The sequence below is a fragment of the Cellulomonas timonensis genome, assembly GCF_900046455.1.
GTDB lineage: Bacteria > Actinomycetota > Actinomycetes > Actinomycetales > Cellulomonadaceae > Cellulomonas_A > Cellulomonas_A timonensis.
Genome location: NZ_FCOT01000013.1, coordinates 39711 through 58123 on the forward strand (window position 1 = coordinate 39711; position 18413 = coordinate 58123).

Genomic DNA, 18413 nt, shown 5'->3' on the forward strand with positions numbered 1-18413 from the left:
CGATCAGGCGAGCAGCCGGGTGATCGCCATCAGCGGGATGGGCAGCCACGCGGGCCGGTTGCGGGCCTCGTACACGGCCTCGTACAGCGCCTTGTCGAGCTCGAGCGCGCGCAGGAGCTGGGCGCGCGTCTCCAGGCTGATCGCGTCCGGGTCGCCGTCGGCGCCGTGCTGCGGCTGCGCGCAGAGCCGGGCGTCGCGGTAGCCGACGAGCAGGCCCTCCCGGGCGGAGTCCGTCCACGCCAGCGCCGCCGCCTCGTCGGGGATGCCGTCGGCGCCGCTCGCCGCGCCCACCGCCGCCGCGTAGTCGAAGGACCGCAGCATCCCCGCGACGTCCCGCAGCGCCAGGTCGGGGCGGATGCGGGCCGCCACCGGCGCCAGCGGCTCGCCCTCGAAGTCGGTGATGAACCAGACGTCGTCGGCGTAGAGCGCCTGGCCCAGGTGCAGGTCGCCGTGGATGCGCTGCGGGGCTGGCAGGCGGTCGAGGTGCTGGGTGCGGACGGCGAGGTCCTCGACGGCGCCCGCGAACTTGTCGAGCACGGGCACGGCGGCCGCGGCCCAGCGGAAGCGGTCGCGCACTGCCTGGGCGACAGAGCTCGCGCGGTGCACGGTGGCGGGCGGCGGCGGCACGGGGAGCGCGGCGGCGAGGGCCCCGTGCATGCCGGCCACGACCCCGCCGAGCGCGCGGGCATGCGCGGCGAACGACCCGCCCCGCCCCGCCATCGCGCAGGCGAGCTCAAAGCCGTCCTGCGCGCCGGACAGGAACTGGCTGAGCACGGCCAGGTGCCCCTCGGCGATCTCCGCCCGGTCCGGCCAGGCGCCGTCGAGCCAGCCCAGCGGGCGTGGCACGTGTCGCCACCCGTGCGCGGCGAGCGCCCGGGGCACGTCGACGTCCGGGTTGTCGCCGGGGGACAGGGTGCGGAAGACCTTGAGGATGGCGGGGCCGGGCGGCAGCCCGCGCTCGTGGGCGACCGCATCGTCGGCGGGCAGCACCACTGACGTGTTCGACTGCTCGCCGGTGAGCACCCGCGCGCGCTCCGGGTCGACAGCGGCGCCGGGGCCGTCCGCGGCAGCCAGCCAGGCCCGCAGGAACGCCGGGTCCCCGCAGCCGTCGTGCACCTCCATCGGCGGGGCGCCGGCCACGCCGATCCACGAGGCGACCACGCCCTCGTCCGGGCCGCCGGGGCCGCCCGGGAGCCTCAGCGTCACGGGGATCTGCAGCACCACGTCCGTGCCCGGCGCGGTGGCGCGCACGAACAGGATCCGGACCCGGGCCTCGCCGCGTGGGTCGATCAGCTCACGCGCGCCCACCAGGTCCAGCGCGGCCACCACCCCCTTGACCGGGAACCAGCGCCGCTCCGGGAGCCAGTCCGCGAGCAACTGGACGAGCTCGCCGTCCACGAGGTCGTCGGCCGCGCCGGGGGCCGCCATCACTCGCCGATCTGCAGCCAGTAGAAGTCGCGCGAGCCGAGGGTGAGAGGCAGGGTCCCCTCGTGCGAGATCGCCGGGAAGTCCGCCCCGCCGAACACGTCCCGCGTGCGCTCTCCCGCCCGGCCAGGGATCTGCACCGTCGTCGAGCGGGGCGTGGCGGCGAGGTTCGCCACGACGAGGATCGTCTCCTCGGGGGTGGACCGCAGGAACGCGAGCACGGCGTCGTTGTCAGTGCGCAGCACTGTCAGGTCGCCGAGTCCGAGCGCGCGGTGCTGGCGGCGGATCGCGAGCATGCCGTGCACCCAGTGCAGCAGCGACGTTGGCTGCGCGAGCTGCGCCTCGACGTTGATGTTGCTGTAGTTGTGCACCAGCGACTGGATCACCGGCAGGTACAGCTTGCCGGGGTCGGCGGTGGAGAAGCCGGCGTTCCGGTCAGGCGTCCACTGCATGGGCGTGCGCACCGAGTCGCGGTCCGCGAGCCAGATGTTGTCGCCCATCCCGATCTCGTCGCCGTAGTACAGGCAGGGGCTGCCGGGCAGCGAGAGCAGCAGGGCGTGCGCGAGCTCGATCTCGCTGCGGGAGTTGTCGAGCAGCGGCGCGAGCCGTCGCCGGATGCCGATGTTCGCGCGCATCCGCGAGTCGGGGGCGTACCACCCGTACATCGAGGCGCGCTCCTCGGTGGAGACCATCTCGAGGGTCAGCTCGTCGTGGTTGCGCAGGAAAGTGCTCCACTGCGCGCCCTTCGGGATCGGAGGCGTGTCCGCGAGGATGTCCACGATGGGCGTGGCCCGCTGGTCGCGGATCGCGTAGAAGATCCGCGGCATCACCGGGAAGTGGAACGCCATGTGGCACTCCGGCTCCTCCTCGGTGCCGAAGTACTCGACCACGTCCTCGGGCCACTGGTTCGCCTCGGCCAGGATGATGCGGCCGGGGAACTCGTCATCCACCATCTTGCGGAGCTTGCGCAGCATCCCGTGGGTCTCGGGCAGGTTCTCGCAGTTGGTGCCCTCCGCCTCGTAGAGGTACGGCACGGCGTCCAGCCGGAACCCGTCGACCCCGAGCTGCAGCCAGTACCGGGCGACGTCCATCATCGCGTCGACCACACGGGGGTTCTCGAAGTTCAGGTCCGGCTGGTGGCTGAAGAACCGGTGCCAGAAGTACTGGCGCCGCACCGGGTCGAAGGTCCAGTTCGACGTCTCCGTGTCCACGAAGATGATGCGCGCGTCCTGGTACCGGGTGTTGTCGTCGCTCCACACGTAGAAGTCGCCGTAGGGCCCGTCCGGGTCCGAGCGGGAGGCCTGGAACCACGGGTGCGCGTCGCTGGTGTGGTTCATCACCAGGTCGACGACGATGCGGATGCCGCGCTCATGCGCCGCGCCGATGAGCTCGGTGAACTGCTGTGCCGTCCCGTACTGCGGCGCGATGGCCGTGTAGTCCGACACGTCGTACCCGCCGTCGCGCAGCGGCGACGGGTAGAACGGCGGGAGCCACAGCACGTCCACGCCCAGCCACTGCAGGTAGTCGAGCCGCTGGATCAGCCCTTGCAGGTCGCCGCTGCCGTCGCCCTTCCCATCGGAGAACGCCCGGATCATCACCTCGTAGAAGACGCCGGGGCGGTACCAGTCCGGGTCGTCGGACAGCCCCGGGCGGTCCTCGCGCGGGCGCGGCACGAGGGGCTGCGGGCGGCTCGGAAGGGCGCCGCGAGCGGGGTGCTCGGGCCCGGCGGGCAGGCCGCGGGGGGAGACCCCCGACGTGGGCGCGCTCATGCCGGGTCCGCCTGGACCACGTGCGCGGCGCGGACAGCCGGGTCCAGCCGCACGTAGACCGTGGACCCCCAGGCGTAGGTCTCCTCCGAGAGGAGGTCATGTGCCACGAAGAGGCCGGTGGGCTCGCTGCCCGGGCGGGGCAGCCCGAGGGCCGCCAGGTCGAGGTGGACCAGGCCCTCACGGGCCTGGAACGGGTCGAGGTTCACGACGACGATGATGGTGTCCGGCCTGCCCGTCGGCGAGTCCTGGGCGGACAGGCTCCGCGAGAAGCACACCAGCGCGTCGTCGGTGGTGGGGTGCACCACGAGGTCGCGGAGCTGGCGCAGCGCCGGATGCTGGTGGCGGATCGCGTTGAGCTTGCGGATCAGCTCGGCGATGCCGAACTGGTCGGCGCGACTCCAGTCGCGCGGCTTGAACTCGTACTTCTCGTTGTCGATCTGCTCCTCGACGCCCGGCCGGGGCACGTTCTCGACGAGCTCGTAGCCCGAGTAGACGCCCCAGCTCGGCGATCCCAGCGCGGCGAGCACCGCGCGCACGGCGAAGCCGGCGACGCCGCCCTGCTGCAGGTACGGCGGCAGGATGTCGTGCGTCGTCGGCCAGAAGTTCGGCCGCATCCACGAGCCCTGCTCGCCGGACACCTCGCGCAGGTACTCCTCCAGCTCCGGCTTGGAGTTGCGCCAGGTGAAGTACGTGTACGACTGGTGGAAGCCGATCCGGGCCAGGTTGAGCATCATCGCCGGGCGGGTGAACGCCTCCGACAGGAAGATCACCTCGGGATGGGCAGCGCGGACGTCCGCGAGCAGCCGCTCCCAGAACGGCAGCGGCTTGGTGTGCGGGTTGTCGACGCGGAACGCCGTGACCCCGTGGTCGATCCACACCTGCAGCACCCGGCGGATCTCCTGGTAGATGCCCTCGGGGTCGTTGTCGAAGTTGAGCGGGTAGATGTCCTGGTACTTCTTGGGCGGGTTCTCCGCGTAGGCGATGGTGCCGTCCGCGCGGGTCGTGAACCACTCCGGGTGCTCGGTGACCCACGGGTGGTCCGGCGACGCCTGGAGCGCCAGGTCCAGGGCCACCTCGAGGCCCAGGCCGCGGGCGGTCGCCACGAAGGCGTCGAAGTCCTCGAACGTGCCCAGCGCCGGGTCGATGGCGTCGTGGCCGCCGTCGGGCGAGCCGATCGCATACGGCGAGCCGGGCTCGTCGGGCTGGGCAGTCAGCGAGTTGTTCCGGCCCTTGCGGTACGTCGTGCCGATCGGGTGCACCGGTGTCAGGTAGACGATGTCGAAGCCCAGGTCCGCGATGCGGGGCAGCTCGAGCGCGGCGGTGCGGAAGGTGCCCGACGTCCACTGGCCGGTCTCCGGGTCGCGCAACGCGCCCGCCGACCTCGGGAACATCTCGTACCAGGCGCCCGCGAGCGCGAGCTCGCGGTCCACCTGGAGCGGGTACACCGGCGACGGGCTGACCAGGTCGCGCAGCGGGTGCTCGTCGAGCACGGCGCGCACCGGGTCGCCCAGCGCCGCGGCGAGGCGGGCCTGCGGCGGCCGCGCGGTGTCGCGCAGGGCGGTCACCGCGCCGAGCAGCACCCGGGCGGCCGGCTCGGGCAGCGCCTCGCCGCCGTTGCGCTGGGCCGCGCGCTCGAGCAGCAGCGCGCCCTCGGCGAGCATCAGCTCGACGTCGATGCCCGCCTCGACCTTGATCGACGCGTCATGCGCCCACGTCGCGTACGGATCGGACCAGCCCTCCACCCGGAAGCCCCACAGGCCCAGGGAGTCGGGCACGAGCCGGCCCTCGAAGCGGTCCAGGCCGGGCGCGATGTCCACCATGCGGGTGCGCGCCCGGTCACGGCCGTCGGGGCCCACCAGCACGGCCGTGGCGGCGACGGCGTCATGGCCCTCGCGGAACACGGTGGCGCGGATGGGCACCGCCTCGCCGACCACGGCCTTGGCGGGCCATCGGCCGGCGTCGACGACGGGGGAGAGGTCGACCACGGGGATGCGCCCGATCGGGGGTCCGTCAGCGTGGGGCTTGGGGAGTGCCGAGGTGCGGGCGCGACGCGGTGTCGCCGGGGGGACCTGCGGTGGTGTCTGCGTCACGGTCCGAACCTATCCACTCCGTGGTGGTCAGAGCATCCGCTGGCCACGGCGCGCCCCAGGTCGGGCGGCATTCGCGACCCGTGAGCGACCCCGACGCGCCCGGGCGCGCCTCAGCAGCGCGTTCGGGGTGTGCGCAGGGGGTTGACCTGCGTAGTGTCGGGCACGTGAGAGCGATCAGACGATTCACCGTCCGCACTGTTCTGCCGGCAGAGCTCGCTGACCTCGACGAGCTAGCCCATAACCTGCGCTGGTCGTGGCATGCGCCCACACGCGACCTGTTCGCCTCGATCGACGAGGAGCTGTGGGCCCAGGTGGGCGGCGATCCCGTCGCGCTGCTGGGCGCGCTGGCGCCGGGCCGCCTCGCCGCGCTCGCGGCCGATGAGGCGTTCGTCGGACGGGTGCAGGCCGCTGCCGCCGATCTGCAGCGCTACCTCACGGCGCCGCGCTGGTACCAGGAGCAGGACCCTGAGGACCTGCCCGCCTCGATCGCCTACTTCTCGCCGGAGTACGGCATCACCTCGGTGCTGCCCCAGTACTCGGGCGGCCTCGGCATCCTGGCCGGCGACCACCTCAAGAGCGCCTCCGACCTCGGGGTGCCGATCGTGGGCGTCGGGCTGCTCTACGGCTCCGGCTACTTCAAGCAGTCGCTCACCCGCGACGGCTGGCAGCTCGAGACGTACCCGGTGCTGGACCCCGACGGGCTCCCGCTCAGGCTGCTGCGCGAGGAGGACGGCGCCCCGGCGCTGGTGAGCATCTCCCTGCCGGGCGGGCGCGCCCTGCACGCGCACATCTGGTCCGCCGCCGTCGGCCGGATCCCGCTGCTGCTGCTCGACTCCGACGTCCCCGAGAATGACGAGCTCGCCCGGAAGGTCACCGACCGGCTCTACGGCGGCGGCGGCGAGTACCGGCTGCAGCAGGAGCTGCTGCTGGGCGTCGGCGGGGTCCGCGCGCTGCGGCTGTGGTCTCAGCTCACCGGGGCGCCCGCCCCCGAGGTCTTCCACATGAACGAGGGCCACGCCGGCCTCCTCGGCGTGGAGCGCATCCGCGAGCTCGTCACCGACAAGGGCCTGGACTTCGACTCGGCGCGCGAGGCCGTGCGCGCGTCGACGGTGTTCACGACCCACACCCCGGTGCCCGCCGGCATCGACCGCTTCGAGGCGCGGCTCGTCCGCCAGTACTTCGGCGAGGACAACGCCGTCGAGGGCGTCCCCGTGGAGCGCGTGCTCGAGCTCGGCGCCGAGGACTACGAGGGTGGCGACCCGCTGCTGTTCAACATGGCGGTGCTGGGCCTGCGCCTCGGCGGCCGTGCGAACGGCGTCTCGCTGCTGCACGGCGACGTGTCCCGGAACATGTTCAACGGGCTGTGGGAGGGGTTCGACGCGGCCGAGGTCCCCATCGGCTCCATCACCAACGGCGTGCACTCCCCGACATGGGTGGACCGCAAGCTGGCCGACTTGGCAGCCGCCCGGCTCACCCCGGAGGAGGTCGCCACCGGCACGGGCTGGCTGCGACCGGACGGCGTGACCGACGTCGAGCTGTGGCAGGTGCGCCACGAGCTGCGCGCCCAGCTCGTCGCGGACGCGCGCGATCGGGTCGGGTCGTCCTGGCACCAGCGCGGCGCGAGCCCGGCCGAGCTGGGCTGGCTGGACGACGTCCTCTCGCCTGACGTCCTCACCATCGGCTTCGCGCGTCGTGTGCCGACGTACAAGCGGCTCACGCTGATGCTGCGCGACCCCGTCCGGCTGCGCGCGCTGCTCACCGACCCGGATCGCCCGGTGCAGCTCGTGGTCGCCGGCAAGTCCCACCCCGCCGACGACCAGGGCAAGCGGCTCATCCAGCAACTGGTGCGCTTCGCTGACGAGCCGGACGTGCGCCACCGCATCGTCTTCCTGCCGAACTACGACATCGGGATGGCGCAGACCCTGCTGCCGGGCTGCGACGTGTGGCTCAACAACCCGCTGCGCCCGCTGGAGGCGTCCGGCACGTCCGGGATGAAGTCCGCCCTCAACGGTGGCCTCAACCTGTCCGTGCTCGACGGCTGGTGGGACGAGTGGTTCGACGGCGAGAACGGCTGGGCCATCCCCACCGCCGACGGCGTCGACGACGCCGAGCGCCGGGACGACCTGGAGGCGGCGGCGCTGTACGACCTCATCGAGCACCAGGTCGCGGCCCGGTTCTACGACCGGGACGAGCGCGGCCTGCCGGTGCACTGGCTCGAGATGGTCCGCCACACGCTGGCCACGCTCGGGCCCAAGGTCCAGGCCACCCGCATGGTCGCCGACTACGTGCGCCACCTGTACGTCCCCGCCGGGGTCGCGGGCCGGGAACTCGAGGCCGACGACTTCGCCGGGGCGCGCGAGCTGGCGCGCTGGAAGGAGCGCGTGCGGGCCGGCTGGAGCCAGGTCCGCGTGGACCATGTCGAGTCCGGCGGCGTCGGCGACGTGCCGCAGGTCGGCGACGAGATGAACGTCAAGGCCTACATCTCCCTCGGCCAGCTCACCCCCCAGGACGTCGAGGTGCAGGTGCTGCACGGGCACGTCCGGGAGGACGACGAGCTGTCCACCTTCGCGGTGTCGGCGTTGCAGGTCGCCGAGACGTTCGAGGTGGGCCGCTATGCGTTCGCGGGCACGGTGCGCCTCGAGTCGTCCGGCTCCTTCGGCTACACCGTGCGGATCGTGCCACGGCACCGCGGGCTGACGTCGGTCGCCGATGTGGGGCTGGTCGCGAACGCCGCGAGCTGACCCCGCCGCGATGTGACCCCGCGGTGATCTGACCCAGGGCGCTCGTCGATCAGCCGCTGAGCTGGTCGGCGAGCGCCTTGCCGGTGGTGCGCCCGGTGAACAGGCAGCCGCCCAGGAAGGTCCCCTCGAGCGCGCGCCGGCCGTGCGCGCCACCACCGCCGAAGCCCGCCGCCTCGCCGACCGCGAACAGCCCGGGCAGCGCGCCCCCGCCGGGCCGCAGCACCCTGCCATCGGTGTCGGTGAGCAGGCCGCCCAGGGTCTTGCGGGTCAGCACCGACAAGCGCACCGCCAGCAGCGGCCCGTGCGCGGGGTCGAGCAGCTCATGCGGCTTGGCCACCCGGATCACCCGGTCCACCACATAGCGGCGGGCCATCGCCGTGGCCGTGACCTGCAGGTCCTTGCCGAGGCCGGTCCGCACCTGGCGGTCGCGGTCCCGGATCGTGCGGTCGAGCCGCCCGGGGTCGATGCGGTCCGTGCCGGTCAGGGCGTTCATCCGCGCGGCGAGCTCCCCGGGCGTGTCCGCCCACAGGAACTCCTCCGAGTGCTGGGCGAAGGCCTCCACCGGCCCCACGGCGCCGGGACGCACGCGCTGCAGCAGCAGCCTGAGGTCCTTGCCGGTCAGGTCGGGGTTCTGCTCCGAGCCGGAGAGCGCGAACTCGGCGCCCAGGATCGTCTTGTCCAGCACGAACCACGAGTGGTCGTCCCCACGGCCGGTGATGTGCTGCAGCGCGCCGAGCGAGTCGAAGCCGGGGAACAGCGGCGAGGGCAGGCGGTGGCCGTCGGCGTCGAGCCACAGCGAGCTGGGGCCGGGCAGGATGCGGATGCCGTGCCGCCCCCACACGGGCGAGTGGTTCGTGACGCCCTCGGGGTAGTGCCACATGCGGTCCTCGTGGACCACGGCGGCCCCCGCGCCCCGGGCGGCCTCGATGCCCGATCCGTCGACGTGGTCCGGCACGCCCGACAGCATCCGCTCCGGCAGGCGCCCCGCTCGCTCCGGCCAGGCGGCCCGGACCAGGTCGTGGTTCGCCCCGATGCCGCCGGTGGCGATCACCACGGCGCTCGCGGCCAGCTCGAACTGCCCCACGGCCTCGCGTGAGCTCGGCGCCCCGCGCGCCGCGCCGTCGGCGGCCAGGACGTCCCCGCGCACCCCTGTGACCCGGCCGTCCGTCAGCACGAGGCCGGTCACCCGGCGCCGGAACATCCCCGTCAGGAGGCCCGCGGCGCGCGCGTCGAGCAGCGCCCGCACGAACGGCTCGAGGATGCCCGGCCCAGTGCCCCAGGTGACGTGGAACCGGGGCACCGAGTTGCCATGCCCGTCGGCCAGGTACCCGCCGCGCTCGGCCCACTGCACCAGGGGGAACCAGCGCACGCCCTGCGCGTGCAGCCAAGGGCGCATCTCGCCCGCGGCGAAGTCGATGAACCCCTCGGCCCAGGCGCGCGACCACTCGTCGCCGCCGCCCGGGGCGCCGCCCGCGTCGAAGTCCGCCGAGCCCAGCCAGTCCGCGAGCGCCAGGTCGGCGGTGTCCCGGATCCCGAGTCGGCGCTGCTCGGGCGAGTCGACCAGGAACAAGCCGCCGAAGGACCACCAGGCCTGCCCGCCCAAAGCCGCGGGGCCCTCGGCGTCGACGAGCGTGACGTGACGGCCGGCAGCGGTGAGCTCGGCGGCGGTGACGAGCCCCGCGAGGCCCGCCCCCACGACGATCACGTCGGTGGCGCGCTGCGGGCGCTGCGGGACCTGCTGCGGACTGACGGCGGTGTCGGCCATGCGCGCAGCGTAGCGGCGCGTCAGCGCGCGATGTAGACCCGAGCGCTGAGCGGCGCCAGCACGGTGCGCTCGCCGGAGGCCGTGTGCAGCGCTGAGCTGATCGCGGCGGCGCGCAGCTCGCGCGGGCTCTCCCAGGTGGAGTCCCAGGCCAGCTCCCACACGGTGGGCCGATCGGCGGCGAGCACGACCTCCACCTGGTCCAGCGCGCCGTTGACGACGAGCATCACGGTGTCGTCCTCGGGCTGGGGCGGGCGGCGCGCCTCGGGCTGGTGCTCCTGCGCGCCGCCGGCCTGCTCGGCGGGCAGCGAGCGCACCATCTGCAGGGTGCGGAGGTCCGCGTCATGCCAGCGGTCGTGGTCGAACGCGGACCCGTCGCGGTCGTACCAGGCCAGGTCCGGGCGGCCGCCTGGGCGCACCGGGCGGCCCGTGAAGAAGTGCTCGCCGCGCAGCGCGGGGTGCTCGCGCCGGATCCGCAGCAGGTGCGTGACGGTGGCGAGCAGGTCCGCGCGCCAGGGCGACAGGTCCCACGACACCCACGACGTCTCGTTGTCCTGGCAGTAGGCGTTGTTGTTGCCGTGCTGCGTGCGGCCCATCTCGTCGCCGGCGGTGATCATCGGGGTGCCGGCGGACAGCAGCAGCATCGCGAAGAGGTTGCGGATGGAGCGCCGGCGCAGCGGCAGGATCGGGGCGGCGACCGAGTCGGCCGGCAGCGGCCCCTCGATGCCGTGGTTCCACGACCGGTTGTCGTTGGAGCCGTCGCGGTTGTCCTCGCCGTTCGCGGAGTTGTGCTTGTGCTCGTAGGCGACCAGGTCCGCCAGGGTGAACCCGTCGTGCGCGGTGACGTAGTTGACGGAGGCGAGAGGGCCGCGCATGAGCGGCGGGTCGGTGTGGCCGAAGAGGTCGACCGACCCGGCCAGGCGGGTGGCCAGCTCGCGCACGCGGTGCCCCGGCAGGCCGTGCGCCGCCCGGGCGGGGTCGGCGAGCCAGAACGAGCGCACGGCGTTGCGGAACTTGTCGTTCCACTCCGCCATCGGTGGCGGGAAGTGTCCCGTCTGCCAGCCGCCAGGCCCCACGTCCCACGGCTCGGCGACGAGCTTGAGGTGGCGCAGGCTCGGGTCGGTGGTGAGCGCCACCAGGAACGGGTGGTGCGGGTCGAAGCCCGACGGCCCCCGGCCGAGCGTCACCGCCAGGTCGAACCGGAAGCCGTCGACTCCCACCTCGTCCGCCCAGTAGCGCAGCGAGTCCAGGGCCATCGCGATCACGGGGGTGCGCCGGTAGTCCAGTGAGTTCCCGGTGCCGGTGAAGTCGGCGAGCGTCGCCGGGTACCCGCCGTCGTGCGCGTAGTACACGCTCGGGTCCAGGCCCCGCCAGCTGACCTGCGGCCCGCCGATCCCGCCCTCGCAGGTGTGGTTGTAGACGACGTCGAGCAGCACCTCGATGCCCGCCGCATGCAGCGCGTGCACCGCGGCCTTGACCTCCGCGAGCACCGCCGCCGGGCCTTGAGCCTGTGCCTCGGCCGTGGCGTAGTCGGCATGCGGGGCGAAGAACCCGAGCGTGTTGTAGCCCCAGTAGTTGGTCAGCCCGCTGTGGGCCAGATGCGGCTCCGACGCGAACGCCTGCACCGGGAGCAGCTCCAGGGCCGTGACGCCGAGGGACCGCAGGTGATGGATCGTCGCGGGGTGCGCGAGTCCGGCGTAGGTGCCGCGCAGCGCGGGGGGCAGGTCCGGCATCCGCTGGGTCAGCCCGCGCACATGCGCCTCGTAGACGACGGTGCGCGACCACGGGGTGCCCGGCCGGTTCGCGGCCGGATCGGGCACCAGGCTGCGGGCACGGGTGTCCACGACCACCGAGTGCGGCACATGCGCGGTGGAGTCTCGCGGGTCCGCCGGGCCGTACGGATCGCCGTGCAGGGCGTCGTCGACCACCTGCCCGTACACCTCGGGCCGCAGCTCGAGGGAGCCGGCCAGGCCGCGCGCATACGGGTCCACGAGCAGCTTGGCGGGGTTGTAGCGCAGGCCGCCGGCGGGGTCCCACGTGCCGTGCGCGCGGAAGCCGTACCGCTGGCCCGGCCGCACCCCGGGGACATCGGCGCGGAAGACGCCCAGGTGCGGGCCGCGCATCGGGACCCGGCGCTCGGCCCACGTCGGGGCGCCGTCGGGGCCAGGCGGGCCGGGGTCCAGCAGGCACAGGTCGACGGCGCTGGCGTGCGACGCGAGGACGGCAGCCACGATGCCGTCGTCGGTCACGCGCACGCCGAGCCCTGGCGTCCGCACCCGCGCGTCCTCTTGCGTCACACGGCCATTCTGACGTGCCGGGCGGGCATGCGGCGTCGGAGGCCTGCCCATGGGCGTCCGCAGGGCGGACTGTGACGAGGGCGGGCTGGGGTCCGCGCGCCCCGGGAGGTAACGTTCCGCGGGTGAGAATCGTGGTGTGCGTCAAGCACGTGCCGGACATCCAGTCAGAGCGCTCCCTCCAGCCCGACGGCCGGATGGCCCGCGACGGCGGTGACGGCACCCTCAACGAGTTGGACGAGAACGCCGTCGAGGCGGCCCTCGCCCTCGTCGAGGAGCACGGCGGCGAGGTCGTCGCCGTGACCGTGGGCCCGGACGACGCGGTGGACGCGGTGCGCCGGGCGTTGCAGATGGGCGCCGAGCAGGCCGTCCACGTCGTCGACGACGCGATCGCGGGATCCGATGTCTTCGGCACCGCGAAGGTGCTCGCCGCCGCCGTGCGCCGCCTCGGCGAGCAGGAGCCCGTCGACCTGGTGGTGACGGGGATGGCCGGGCTCGACGGCCTCACCTCCCTGCTGCCCGCCGCGCTCGCGACCGAGCTGGACCTGCCCCTGCTGGTCCTCGCGGCCGAGGTCGGCGTCACGGACGGCACGGTGCGGGTGCGCCGCGAGCTGGACCACGCCACCGAGGTGCTGCAAGCGCCGCTGCCCGCGCTCGTCTCGGTCACCGACCAGGCGAACGAGCCGCGCTACCCCAACTTCAAGGGCATCATGGCGGCCCGCAAGAAGCCCGTCGACGTCCTCACGCTCGCCGACCTGGGGGTCGACCCGACCACCGTCGGCGCCGCGGGCGCGCGCACCGCGGTCCTCGAGGCGGCGCCCCGGCCCGCCCGCGAGGACCGCGTGCTGGTCACCGACGACGGCGAGGCGGGCCTGCGACTGGCGGCCTACCTCGTCGAGAACAAGCTCGTCTGAGCGCAGCGACCGGAGGACCCCTGACGATGACGAACCACCTCGCCGGCCCTGTGCTGGTGCTGCTCGACCACGCACCCGACGGGACGCTGCGCGCGCCTGTCCTCGAGCTCCTGACCCTCGGCCGCGGCATCGGCGCCGTGCACGGCGTCTGGCTGGGCGCCGACGGCCCGGGCGGCGACGTGCTCGCACAGCTCGGCGCGCAGGGCGTCGAGGCCGTCGACGCGCTCGACCTGGGAGATGCCGACCAGCGGCTCTCGCCCGTGGTCGCGGACGCGCTCGCCGACCTGGCCGCCGCCCTCGGCGCCGCGGCGCTGCTCCTCACCTCCACGTTCGACAACAAGGAGATCGCCGGCCGGCTCGGTGTGCGCTCCGGCGCCGGCGTGGTCGTCGACGCCTCCGACGCGCGCGTCGTGGACGGGCGGGTCGTGGCCGACAAGACAGTGCTCGCGGGGACGTGGACCACGAGCTGCGCGGTGCGCACCCCGTTCGCCGTGGTGGCGCTCAAGGCGAACTCCACGCAGCCCACGCCCGCCGCCGCGCCCACCTCGCCCGCCGTCGTCACCCACCCGGTGGCCATCAGCGGCGCCGCCCGTCAGGCAGTCGTCGTCGAGCACGCCGAGCGCGCGCCGTCGGACCGCCCGGCGCTCGGCGAGGCGCAGGTCGTGGTCGTCGGCGGCCGTGGCACCAACGGCGACTTCACCCCGCTCGAGGAGCTCGCCGACGTGCTCGGCGGGGCCGCGGGCGCCACCCGCGTCGCCCCCGACGAGGGCTGGATCGGGCACGACGCGCAGATCGGCCAGACGGGCGTGACGATCGCCCCCCGGCTGTACATCGGCGCCGGGGTGTCGGGCGCCGTGCACCACCGGGGCGGCATGCAGGCCTCCGGCACGATCGTGGCCGTCAACTCCGACCCCGAGTCGCCGATCTTCGAGATCGCCGACCTGGGGATCGTGGGCGACCTGTTCACGGTGCTGCCGCAGGCCACCCAGGAGCTGCGCCGGTTGAAGGACGCCCAGGGCTGAGCCCGCCGCGGGGCGGACGACGCCCGCCGGCCCGTGGGGTCAGGCGAGCTCGCGGAGCCAGCGCAGCGCGGCCTCGGCCTGCGCGCGCTGGAACCGGCGCAAGTTGGGGATGCCCCGCGGCGCGGGCTGCAGCGACCCGTAGGCGAGGCGCCCCGACATTCCGGCGAGCGCCGCGCGCAGATGGTCCACCGGCAGGCCGTCGGCCACCGGCTGCGACCAGAACAGGTCCTGCGGGTCGCCGCCGCCCTGCATCGAGACGCTGGGCAGCATGAACGCCAGGTCCAGCCACGGCGCGCCGACGCTCGCATGCGGCCAGTCGACCAGCGCGATCTTGGCGTGCTCATGGTTGATGAGCATGTTGTCGGCGCGCAGGTCGCCGTGCACCAGCGCGCTCCCGACGGACACCCGGGGCGCGTCCTGCTCCCAGCGCACGAGCTGCTCCAGGTTCTCCAGCGCCCAGAAGCCCGGCTCGCCAGCCCGTTCGGCCGCGTCACGCCGGACCTCGGGCGACGCGGCGTGCAGCTGACGCCAGCCCGTGAAGTCCCCGGCGAGGGCCGTGTCCGTGCTGGGGAGCTGGTGGCCGGGCAACGGCTCCGCATCCGCCAGCACCGCCAGCGCGTCCAGTGCGAGCTCCAGGTCGGCCGGGCGCCATGGCGACTCCGGCGCCCGCCCCTGGACCACCTCGAAGCCCAGCAGCACCCACTCGCCGTCGTCGTCCGACCACAGCATCCGCGGGGCCGGGACCTCGGGGGGCAGGGCCGCCGCGACCCGGATCTCGGCTCGCGCGAGATCGGGGGAGGCAGGGTTCTGCTCCGGGGAGACCGCCTTGACGAACACCCCGCGCCCGTCGGCCAGCTCCAGCACTGCCGCGAAGCCGGGGCTGAACCCGGTGTTCGCGCTGATCTCCGCGGTCACCTGCGCGCCCGCGAGCTCGGCGATGCGGCCCCGGACGGCGCGCGGGAGGTCGCGCCAGTCGAGGCGCTGCCCGCTGAACGCGAGCGGGGATCCCTGGACGTCGTCGGCACTCACGGACACATCTTGCCAGTGCGGGTTCGTAGGATGACGCGGTGAGTGTCTATCTGGACCATGCGGCGACCACGCCGATGCTCCCCGAAGCCGTCCGCGCCTTCACCGAGTCCCTGGTCCGCACCGGCAACCCCTCGTCCCTGCACTCCTCGGGCCGGGCGGCTCGCCGTGCCGTCGAGGAGGCGCGTGAGCAGCTCGCCGCCGCCCTGGGCGCGCGGCCGAGCGAGGTCGTCCTCACCGCCGGGGGCACCGAGGCGGACAACTTGGCCGTCAAGGGCCTGTTCTGGGCGCGGCGCGCACAGGACCCGGCCCGGCGGCGCATCCTCGTCTCGGCGGTGGAGCACCACGCCGTGCTGGACCCCGCCTTCTGGATGGCCGAGCACGCCGGCGCGGAGATCGTGCTGCTGCCCGTCGACTCGGACGGCGTGCTGCGGATCGACGCGCTCGCGGCCGAGCTCGAGGCGCACGGCGACGCTGCGGCTCTGCTGTCCGTGATGTGGGCGAACAACGAGGTGGGCGCGCTGCAGCCGCTTGCGGAGGTCGCGGCGCTGGCCCACCGCCACGGCGTCCCCGTGCACGCCGACGCGGTGCAGGCGGTGGGGCAGGTTCCCGTCGATTTCGCCGCGTCGGGCCTCGACGCGCTCACGGTCAGCGGCCACAAGGTCGGGGGGCCGATGGGGGTCGGCGCGCTGCTCGCGCGTCGCGGCCTCGACCTGACCCCGGTGCTGCACGGCGGCGGCCAGGAGCGCGGAGTGCGCTCGGGGACGCTCGACACGCCGTCGGCCGCAGCCTTCGCGATGGCGGTGGAGACGGCTGTGGCCGCACGCCCGGTGGTCGCCCCGCGACTGGCCGCGCTGCGCGACCGGCTCGTGGCGGAGGTGCGGCGCGTCGTCCCCGACGCTGTGCTGCGCGGGCCAGCCGACCCGACGCTGCGGCTCCCGGCCAACGCGCACTTCACCTTCCCGGGCTGCGAGGGCGACTCGTTGCTGTACCTGCTGGACTCCGCGGGGGTCGAGTGCTCCACCGGCTCCGCGTGCCAGGCGGGTGTGCCGCAGCCCAGCCACGTGCTCCTCGCGATGGGGGCCGGTGAGGACGAGGCCCGCGGCGCGCTGCGCTTCACCCTCGGCCACACGTCCACCGACGCCGACGTGGACACCTTGGTCGAGGTGCTGCCCGCCGCCGTCGAGCGGGCACGGGCCGCAGGGCTCTCCGGGCGCCCGCGCACCGTCAGCGCGACTGGCGGGACACGCTGATGCGGGTGCTCGCCGCACTCTCTGGAGGAGTGGACTCCGCGGTGGCCGCCGCGCGCGCCGTGGACGCCGGGCACGAGGTGGTCGGCGTGCACATGGCGCTGTCCCGCAACCGCGCCCAGCTCCGCAGCGGATCCCGGGGCTGCTGCTCGATCGAGGACGCGGGGGACGCACGCCGGGCCGCCGACGTGCTGGGCATCCCGTACTACGTCTGGGACCTGTCCGAGCGCTTCGAGGACACCGTCATCGCGGACTTCCTGTCCGAGTACGCCGCCGGGCGCACGCCGAACCCGTGCGTGCGGTGCAACGAGCACATCAAGTTCGAGGCGCTGCTGGACAAGGCCCTCGCGCTCGGCTTCGACGCCGTGTGCACCGGCCACTACGCGCGCATCGAGCGTCCCGGAGGCGGGCAGCCCGAGCTGCACCGTGCGCGCGACGCCGCGAAGGACCAGTCCTATGTGCTCGCCGTGATGGGCCCCGAACGCCTCGCGCGGTCGATGTTCCCGCTCGGGGACGCCGCCTCCAAGGACGACGTGCGCGCCGAGGCCGCCGCGCGGGGCCTGTCCGTCTCGGCCAAGCCGGACTCGTACGACATCTGCTTCGTCGCCGACGGCGACACCCAGGGGTTCCTGCGCGAGCGGCTCGGCGCGCGGCCCGGCGAGGTCGTCGACACGACAGGCGCCGTCGTGGGCGCGCATGACGGCGCCTACGCGTACACCATCGGGCAGCGCAAGGGCCTGGCGCTGGGCCGCCCCGCCCCTGACGGCAAGCCCCGCTACGTCCTGTCGATCGAGCCCGTCAGCAACACCGTCGTGGTGGGCCCTGCCGAGGCACTGCGGGTTGGCGGCATCCAGGGCGACGCGGCGGTGTGGCTCGCACGGCCCGAGGGCGACGACTGGTCCGCCTGCGCCGTGCAGGTGCGCGCGCACGGCGAGGCCGTCCCGGCGCAGGCCCGCGCGCTGGGCGACGAGGTCGAGGTCCAGCTCGCGGACGGCGCATCCGGCTTGCAGGGCGTCGCGCCCGGGCAGTCGCTGGTGCTCTACTCCGGCACGCAGGTGCTGGGGCAGGCCACCGTGCGCGCCACGACCCCGGCGGCGCGAGCATGACCGCGGTGACGGGCTCCGGCCCGTGGCCCGGATCCGACGTGCTCGAGGCGCAGATGGTCGTGGTCGGCGACCTGGCCGACACGCCCAGCGGCGTCACCGGAGTGCCCTTCACCGTGCGGCTGCCGCAGCGCGGGCCCTGGGGCGGGCCGACGGGCGCCGCGGCGACGGTTCTGGTCGACCTGCCCACCGAGCTCGGCCCGCACGGCTGGAAGCTCGCGGACCGTCCCGGCGGCGACCTCGCCCGCGCCCAGGCCCTGCGCCGCGAGGACCTGGACGCGCTCGCGGTCGCAGCCCACGGGTTCAGCGGGCCGCTCGTGATCCCCATCACCGGTCCGCTCACGCTCGCCGCGCGGCTGTACCTGGCACGCGGCGACCGCGTCGTCTCGGACCGCGGCGCGCTCGAGGAGCTCGCCTGGTCGCTGGCCGCTGGCCTCACCGAGCACCTGGCCGACGTGCGGCGCCTCGTGCCCGGCGCCGAGCCCGTCGTGCTCCTCCACGAGCCACTTCTCGCACAGGCCGTCGCGGGGGTGCTGCCCAGCTTCTCGGGGTACAGCGCACTGCGCGCCGTCCCCGCGCCCGTCGCCACCGAGCTGCTGGGCGTCGTCGTGCGCGGCGCCCGCCCCGGCGCCACGCAGGTCGTGGTGCACGGCGGAGCCGCGTGGACGGCGCTGCGACCGGCGGTGGCGGCCGGCGCGGACGGCATCGCCCTCCCGCTCGCCGGGCTCGACGAGCGGGCCTGGGAGCACATCGCCGAAGCCGTCGAGCAGGGCACATCGCTGTGGGCAGAACTGCCGCCGCTGGCGTCCTCGCAATGCGCCGGCCCCGACCTGCGGGCCCACGCCGACGCGCTCACCGTGCCCTGGCGCCGTGTCGGGCTGCCCGCCGAGGGCCTGGCTCGCGCTACCCTCCTGCCGCCCGCGCCTCATGCGCAGGCGACCCCTGACCAGGCACGAGCGGCACTCGCCGCAGCCGTGCGGGCGGCCGAGCTGGTCGCCGAACGAGCAGAAGGCTGAC

General features: G+C 74.3%; 12 protein-coding genes. 6 read left to right on the plus strand and 6 right to left on the minus strand.

Annotation, left to right across the window (positions count from 1 at the left end; genetic code table 11):
* Positions 1–3: 3 nt before the first annotated feature.
* The 3 genes from BN3788_RS13715 to BN3788_RS13725 are packed head-to-tail and all read right to left on the minus strand — an operon-like array spanning position 4 to position 5284.
* Positions 4–1428 (minus strand): maltokinase N-terminal cap-like domain-containing protein, encoded by a 1425-nt coding sequence (locus tag BN3788_RS13715; RefSeq protein WP_066587338.1) that lies wholly within the window; start codon positions 1426–1428, stop codon positions 4–6.
* Positions 1428–3194 (minus strand): maltose alpha-D-glucosyltransferase, encoded by a 1767-nt coding sequence (treS, locus tag BN3788_RS13720; protein WP_066587340.1) that lies wholly within the window; start codon positions 3192–3194, stop codon positions 1428–1430. Before treS ends, BN3788_RS13715 begins: the two co-directional genes overlap by 1 nt.
* Positions 3191–5284, minus strand: a complete 2094-nt coding sequence (locus tag BN3788_RS13725; protein WP_082812931.1) for an alpha-1,4-glucan--maltose-1-phosphate maltosyltransferase — start codon at positions 5282–5284, stop codon at positions 3191–3193. The genes treS and BN3788_RS13725 overlap by 4 nt, the downstream gene beginning before the upstream one ends.
* Before the next feature lie 164 nt (positions 5285–5448).
* On the opposite strand from BN3788_RS13725, the gene glgP reads away from it, so the two are divergent.
* The gene (gene glgP / locus BN3788_RS13730; RefSeq protein WP_066587343.1) at positions 5449–8025 is read left to right on the plus strand and encodes an alpha-glucan family phosphorylase; all 2577 of its coding nucleotides are present in this window, start codon (positions 5449–5451) and stop codon (positions 8023–8025) included.
* A gap of 49 nt (positions 8026–8074) precedes the next feature.
* Here the strand turns inward: glgP and BN3788_RS13735 are convergent, their stop codons facing one another.
* Positions 8075–9790: an FAD-binding dehydrogenase gene (locus tag BN3788_RS13735; protein ID WP_066587344.1), complete on the minus strand. Its 1716-nt coding sequence runs from the start codon at positions 9788–9790 to the stop codon at positions 8075–8077.
* Between the two features lie 20 nt (positions 9791–9810).
* The gene (gene glgX, locus BN3788_RS13740) at positions 9811–12135 is read right to left on the minus strand and encodes a glycogen debranching protein GlgX (protein WP_082812932.1); all 2325 of its coding nucleotides are present in this window, start codon (positions 12133–12135) and stop codon (positions 9811–9813) included.
* A 71-nt stretch (positions 12136–12206) separates the two neighbouring features.
* Here glgX and BN3788_RS13745 point away from each other — a divergent pair, with 71 nt between their 5' ends.
* Both BN3788_RS13745 and BN3788_RS13750 read left to right on the plus strand, forming a co-directional pair.
* On the plus strand, positions 12207–12995 hold the full coding sequence (locus BN3788_RS13745) for an electron transfer flavoprotein subunit beta/FixA family protein (protein WP_066587346.1): 789 nt from the start codon (positions 12207–12209) through the stop codon (positions 12993–12995).
* Positions 12996–13021: 26 nt separating this feature from the next.
* Positions 13022–14017, plus strand: coding sequence for an electron transfer flavoprotein subunit alpha/FixB family protein (locus tag BN3788_RS13750; protein WP_066587348.1), 996 nt, complete (start codon positions 13022–13024; stop codon positions 14015–14017).
* A gap of 39 nt (positions 14018–14056) precedes the next feature.
* Here the strand turns inward: BN3788_RS13750 and BN3788_RS13755 are convergent, their stop codons facing one another.
* Positions 14057–15046 carry a phosphotransferase family protein gene (locus BN3788_RS13755; protein WP_066587350.1) on the minus strand — a complete coding sequence of 330 codons (990 nt, stop codon included), beginning with the start codon at positions 15044–15046 and terminating at the stop codon, positions 14057–14059.
* Between the two features lie 38 nt (positions 15047–15084).
* Here BN3788_RS13755 and BN3788_RS13760 point away from each other — a divergent pair, with 38 nt between their 5' ends.
* The 3 genes from BN3788_RS13760 to BN3788_RS13770 are packed head-to-tail and all read left to right on the plus strand — an operon-like array spanning position 15085 to position 18412.
* The gene (locus tag BN3788_RS13760; protein ID WP_066587352.1) at positions 15085–16296 is read left to right on the plus strand and encodes a cysteine desulfurase family protein; all 1212 of its coding nucleotides are present in this window, start codon (positions 15085–15087) and stop codon (positions 16294–16296) included.
* Positions 16296–17399, plus strand: coding sequence for a tRNA 2-thiouridine(34) synthase MnmA (gene mnmA / locus BN3788_RS13765; protein ID WP_066587354.1), 1104 nt, complete (start codon positions 16296–16298; stop codon positions 17397–17399). The genes BN3788_RS13760 and mnmA overlap by 1 nt, the downstream gene beginning before the upstream one ends.
* Entirely contained in the window at positions 17396–18412 is a 1017-nt protein-coding gene (locus BN3788_RS13770; protein WP_066587357.1) for a uroporphyrinogen decarboxylase/cobalamine-independent methonine synthase family protein, read from the plus strand. The genes mnmA and BN3788_RS13770 overlap by 4 nt, the downstream gene beginning before the upstream one ends.
* Position 18413 lies beyond the last annotated feature (1 nt).

What these genes read in the sequence shown, in the direction of transcription:
- BN3788_RS13735 (WP_066587344.1), bottom strand. Translation starts at nt 9,790, where the DNA reads ATGGCCGACACCGCCGTCAGTCCGCAGCAGGTCCCGCAGCGCCCGCAG.
- glgX (WP_082812932.1), bottom strand. Translation starts at nt 12,135, where the DNA reads ATGGGCAGGCCTCCGACGCCGCATGCCCGCCCGGCACGTCAGAATGGC.
- BN3788_RS13770 (WP_066587357.1), top strand. Translation starts at nt 17,396, where the DNA reads ATGACCGCGGTGACGGGCTCCGGCCCGTGGCCCGGATCCGACGTGCTC.
- BN3788_RS13750 (WP_066587348.1), top strand. Translation starts at nt 13,022, where the DNA reads ATGACGAACCACCTCGCCGGCCCTGTGCTGGTGCTGCTCGACCACGCA.
- BN3788_RS13715 (WP_066587338.1), bottom strand. Translation starts at nt 1,428, where the DNA reads ATGGCGGCCCCCGGCGCGGCCGACGACCTCGTGGACGGCGAGCTCGTC.
- treS (WP_066587340.1), bottom strand. Translation starts at nt 3,194, where the DNA reads ATGAGCGCGCCCACGTCGGGGGTCTCCCCCCGCGGCCTGCCCGCCGGG.
- mnmA (WP_066587354.1), top strand. Translation starts at nt 16,296, where the DNA reads ATGCGGGTGCTCGCCGCACTCTCTGGAGGAGTGGACTCCGCGGTGGCC.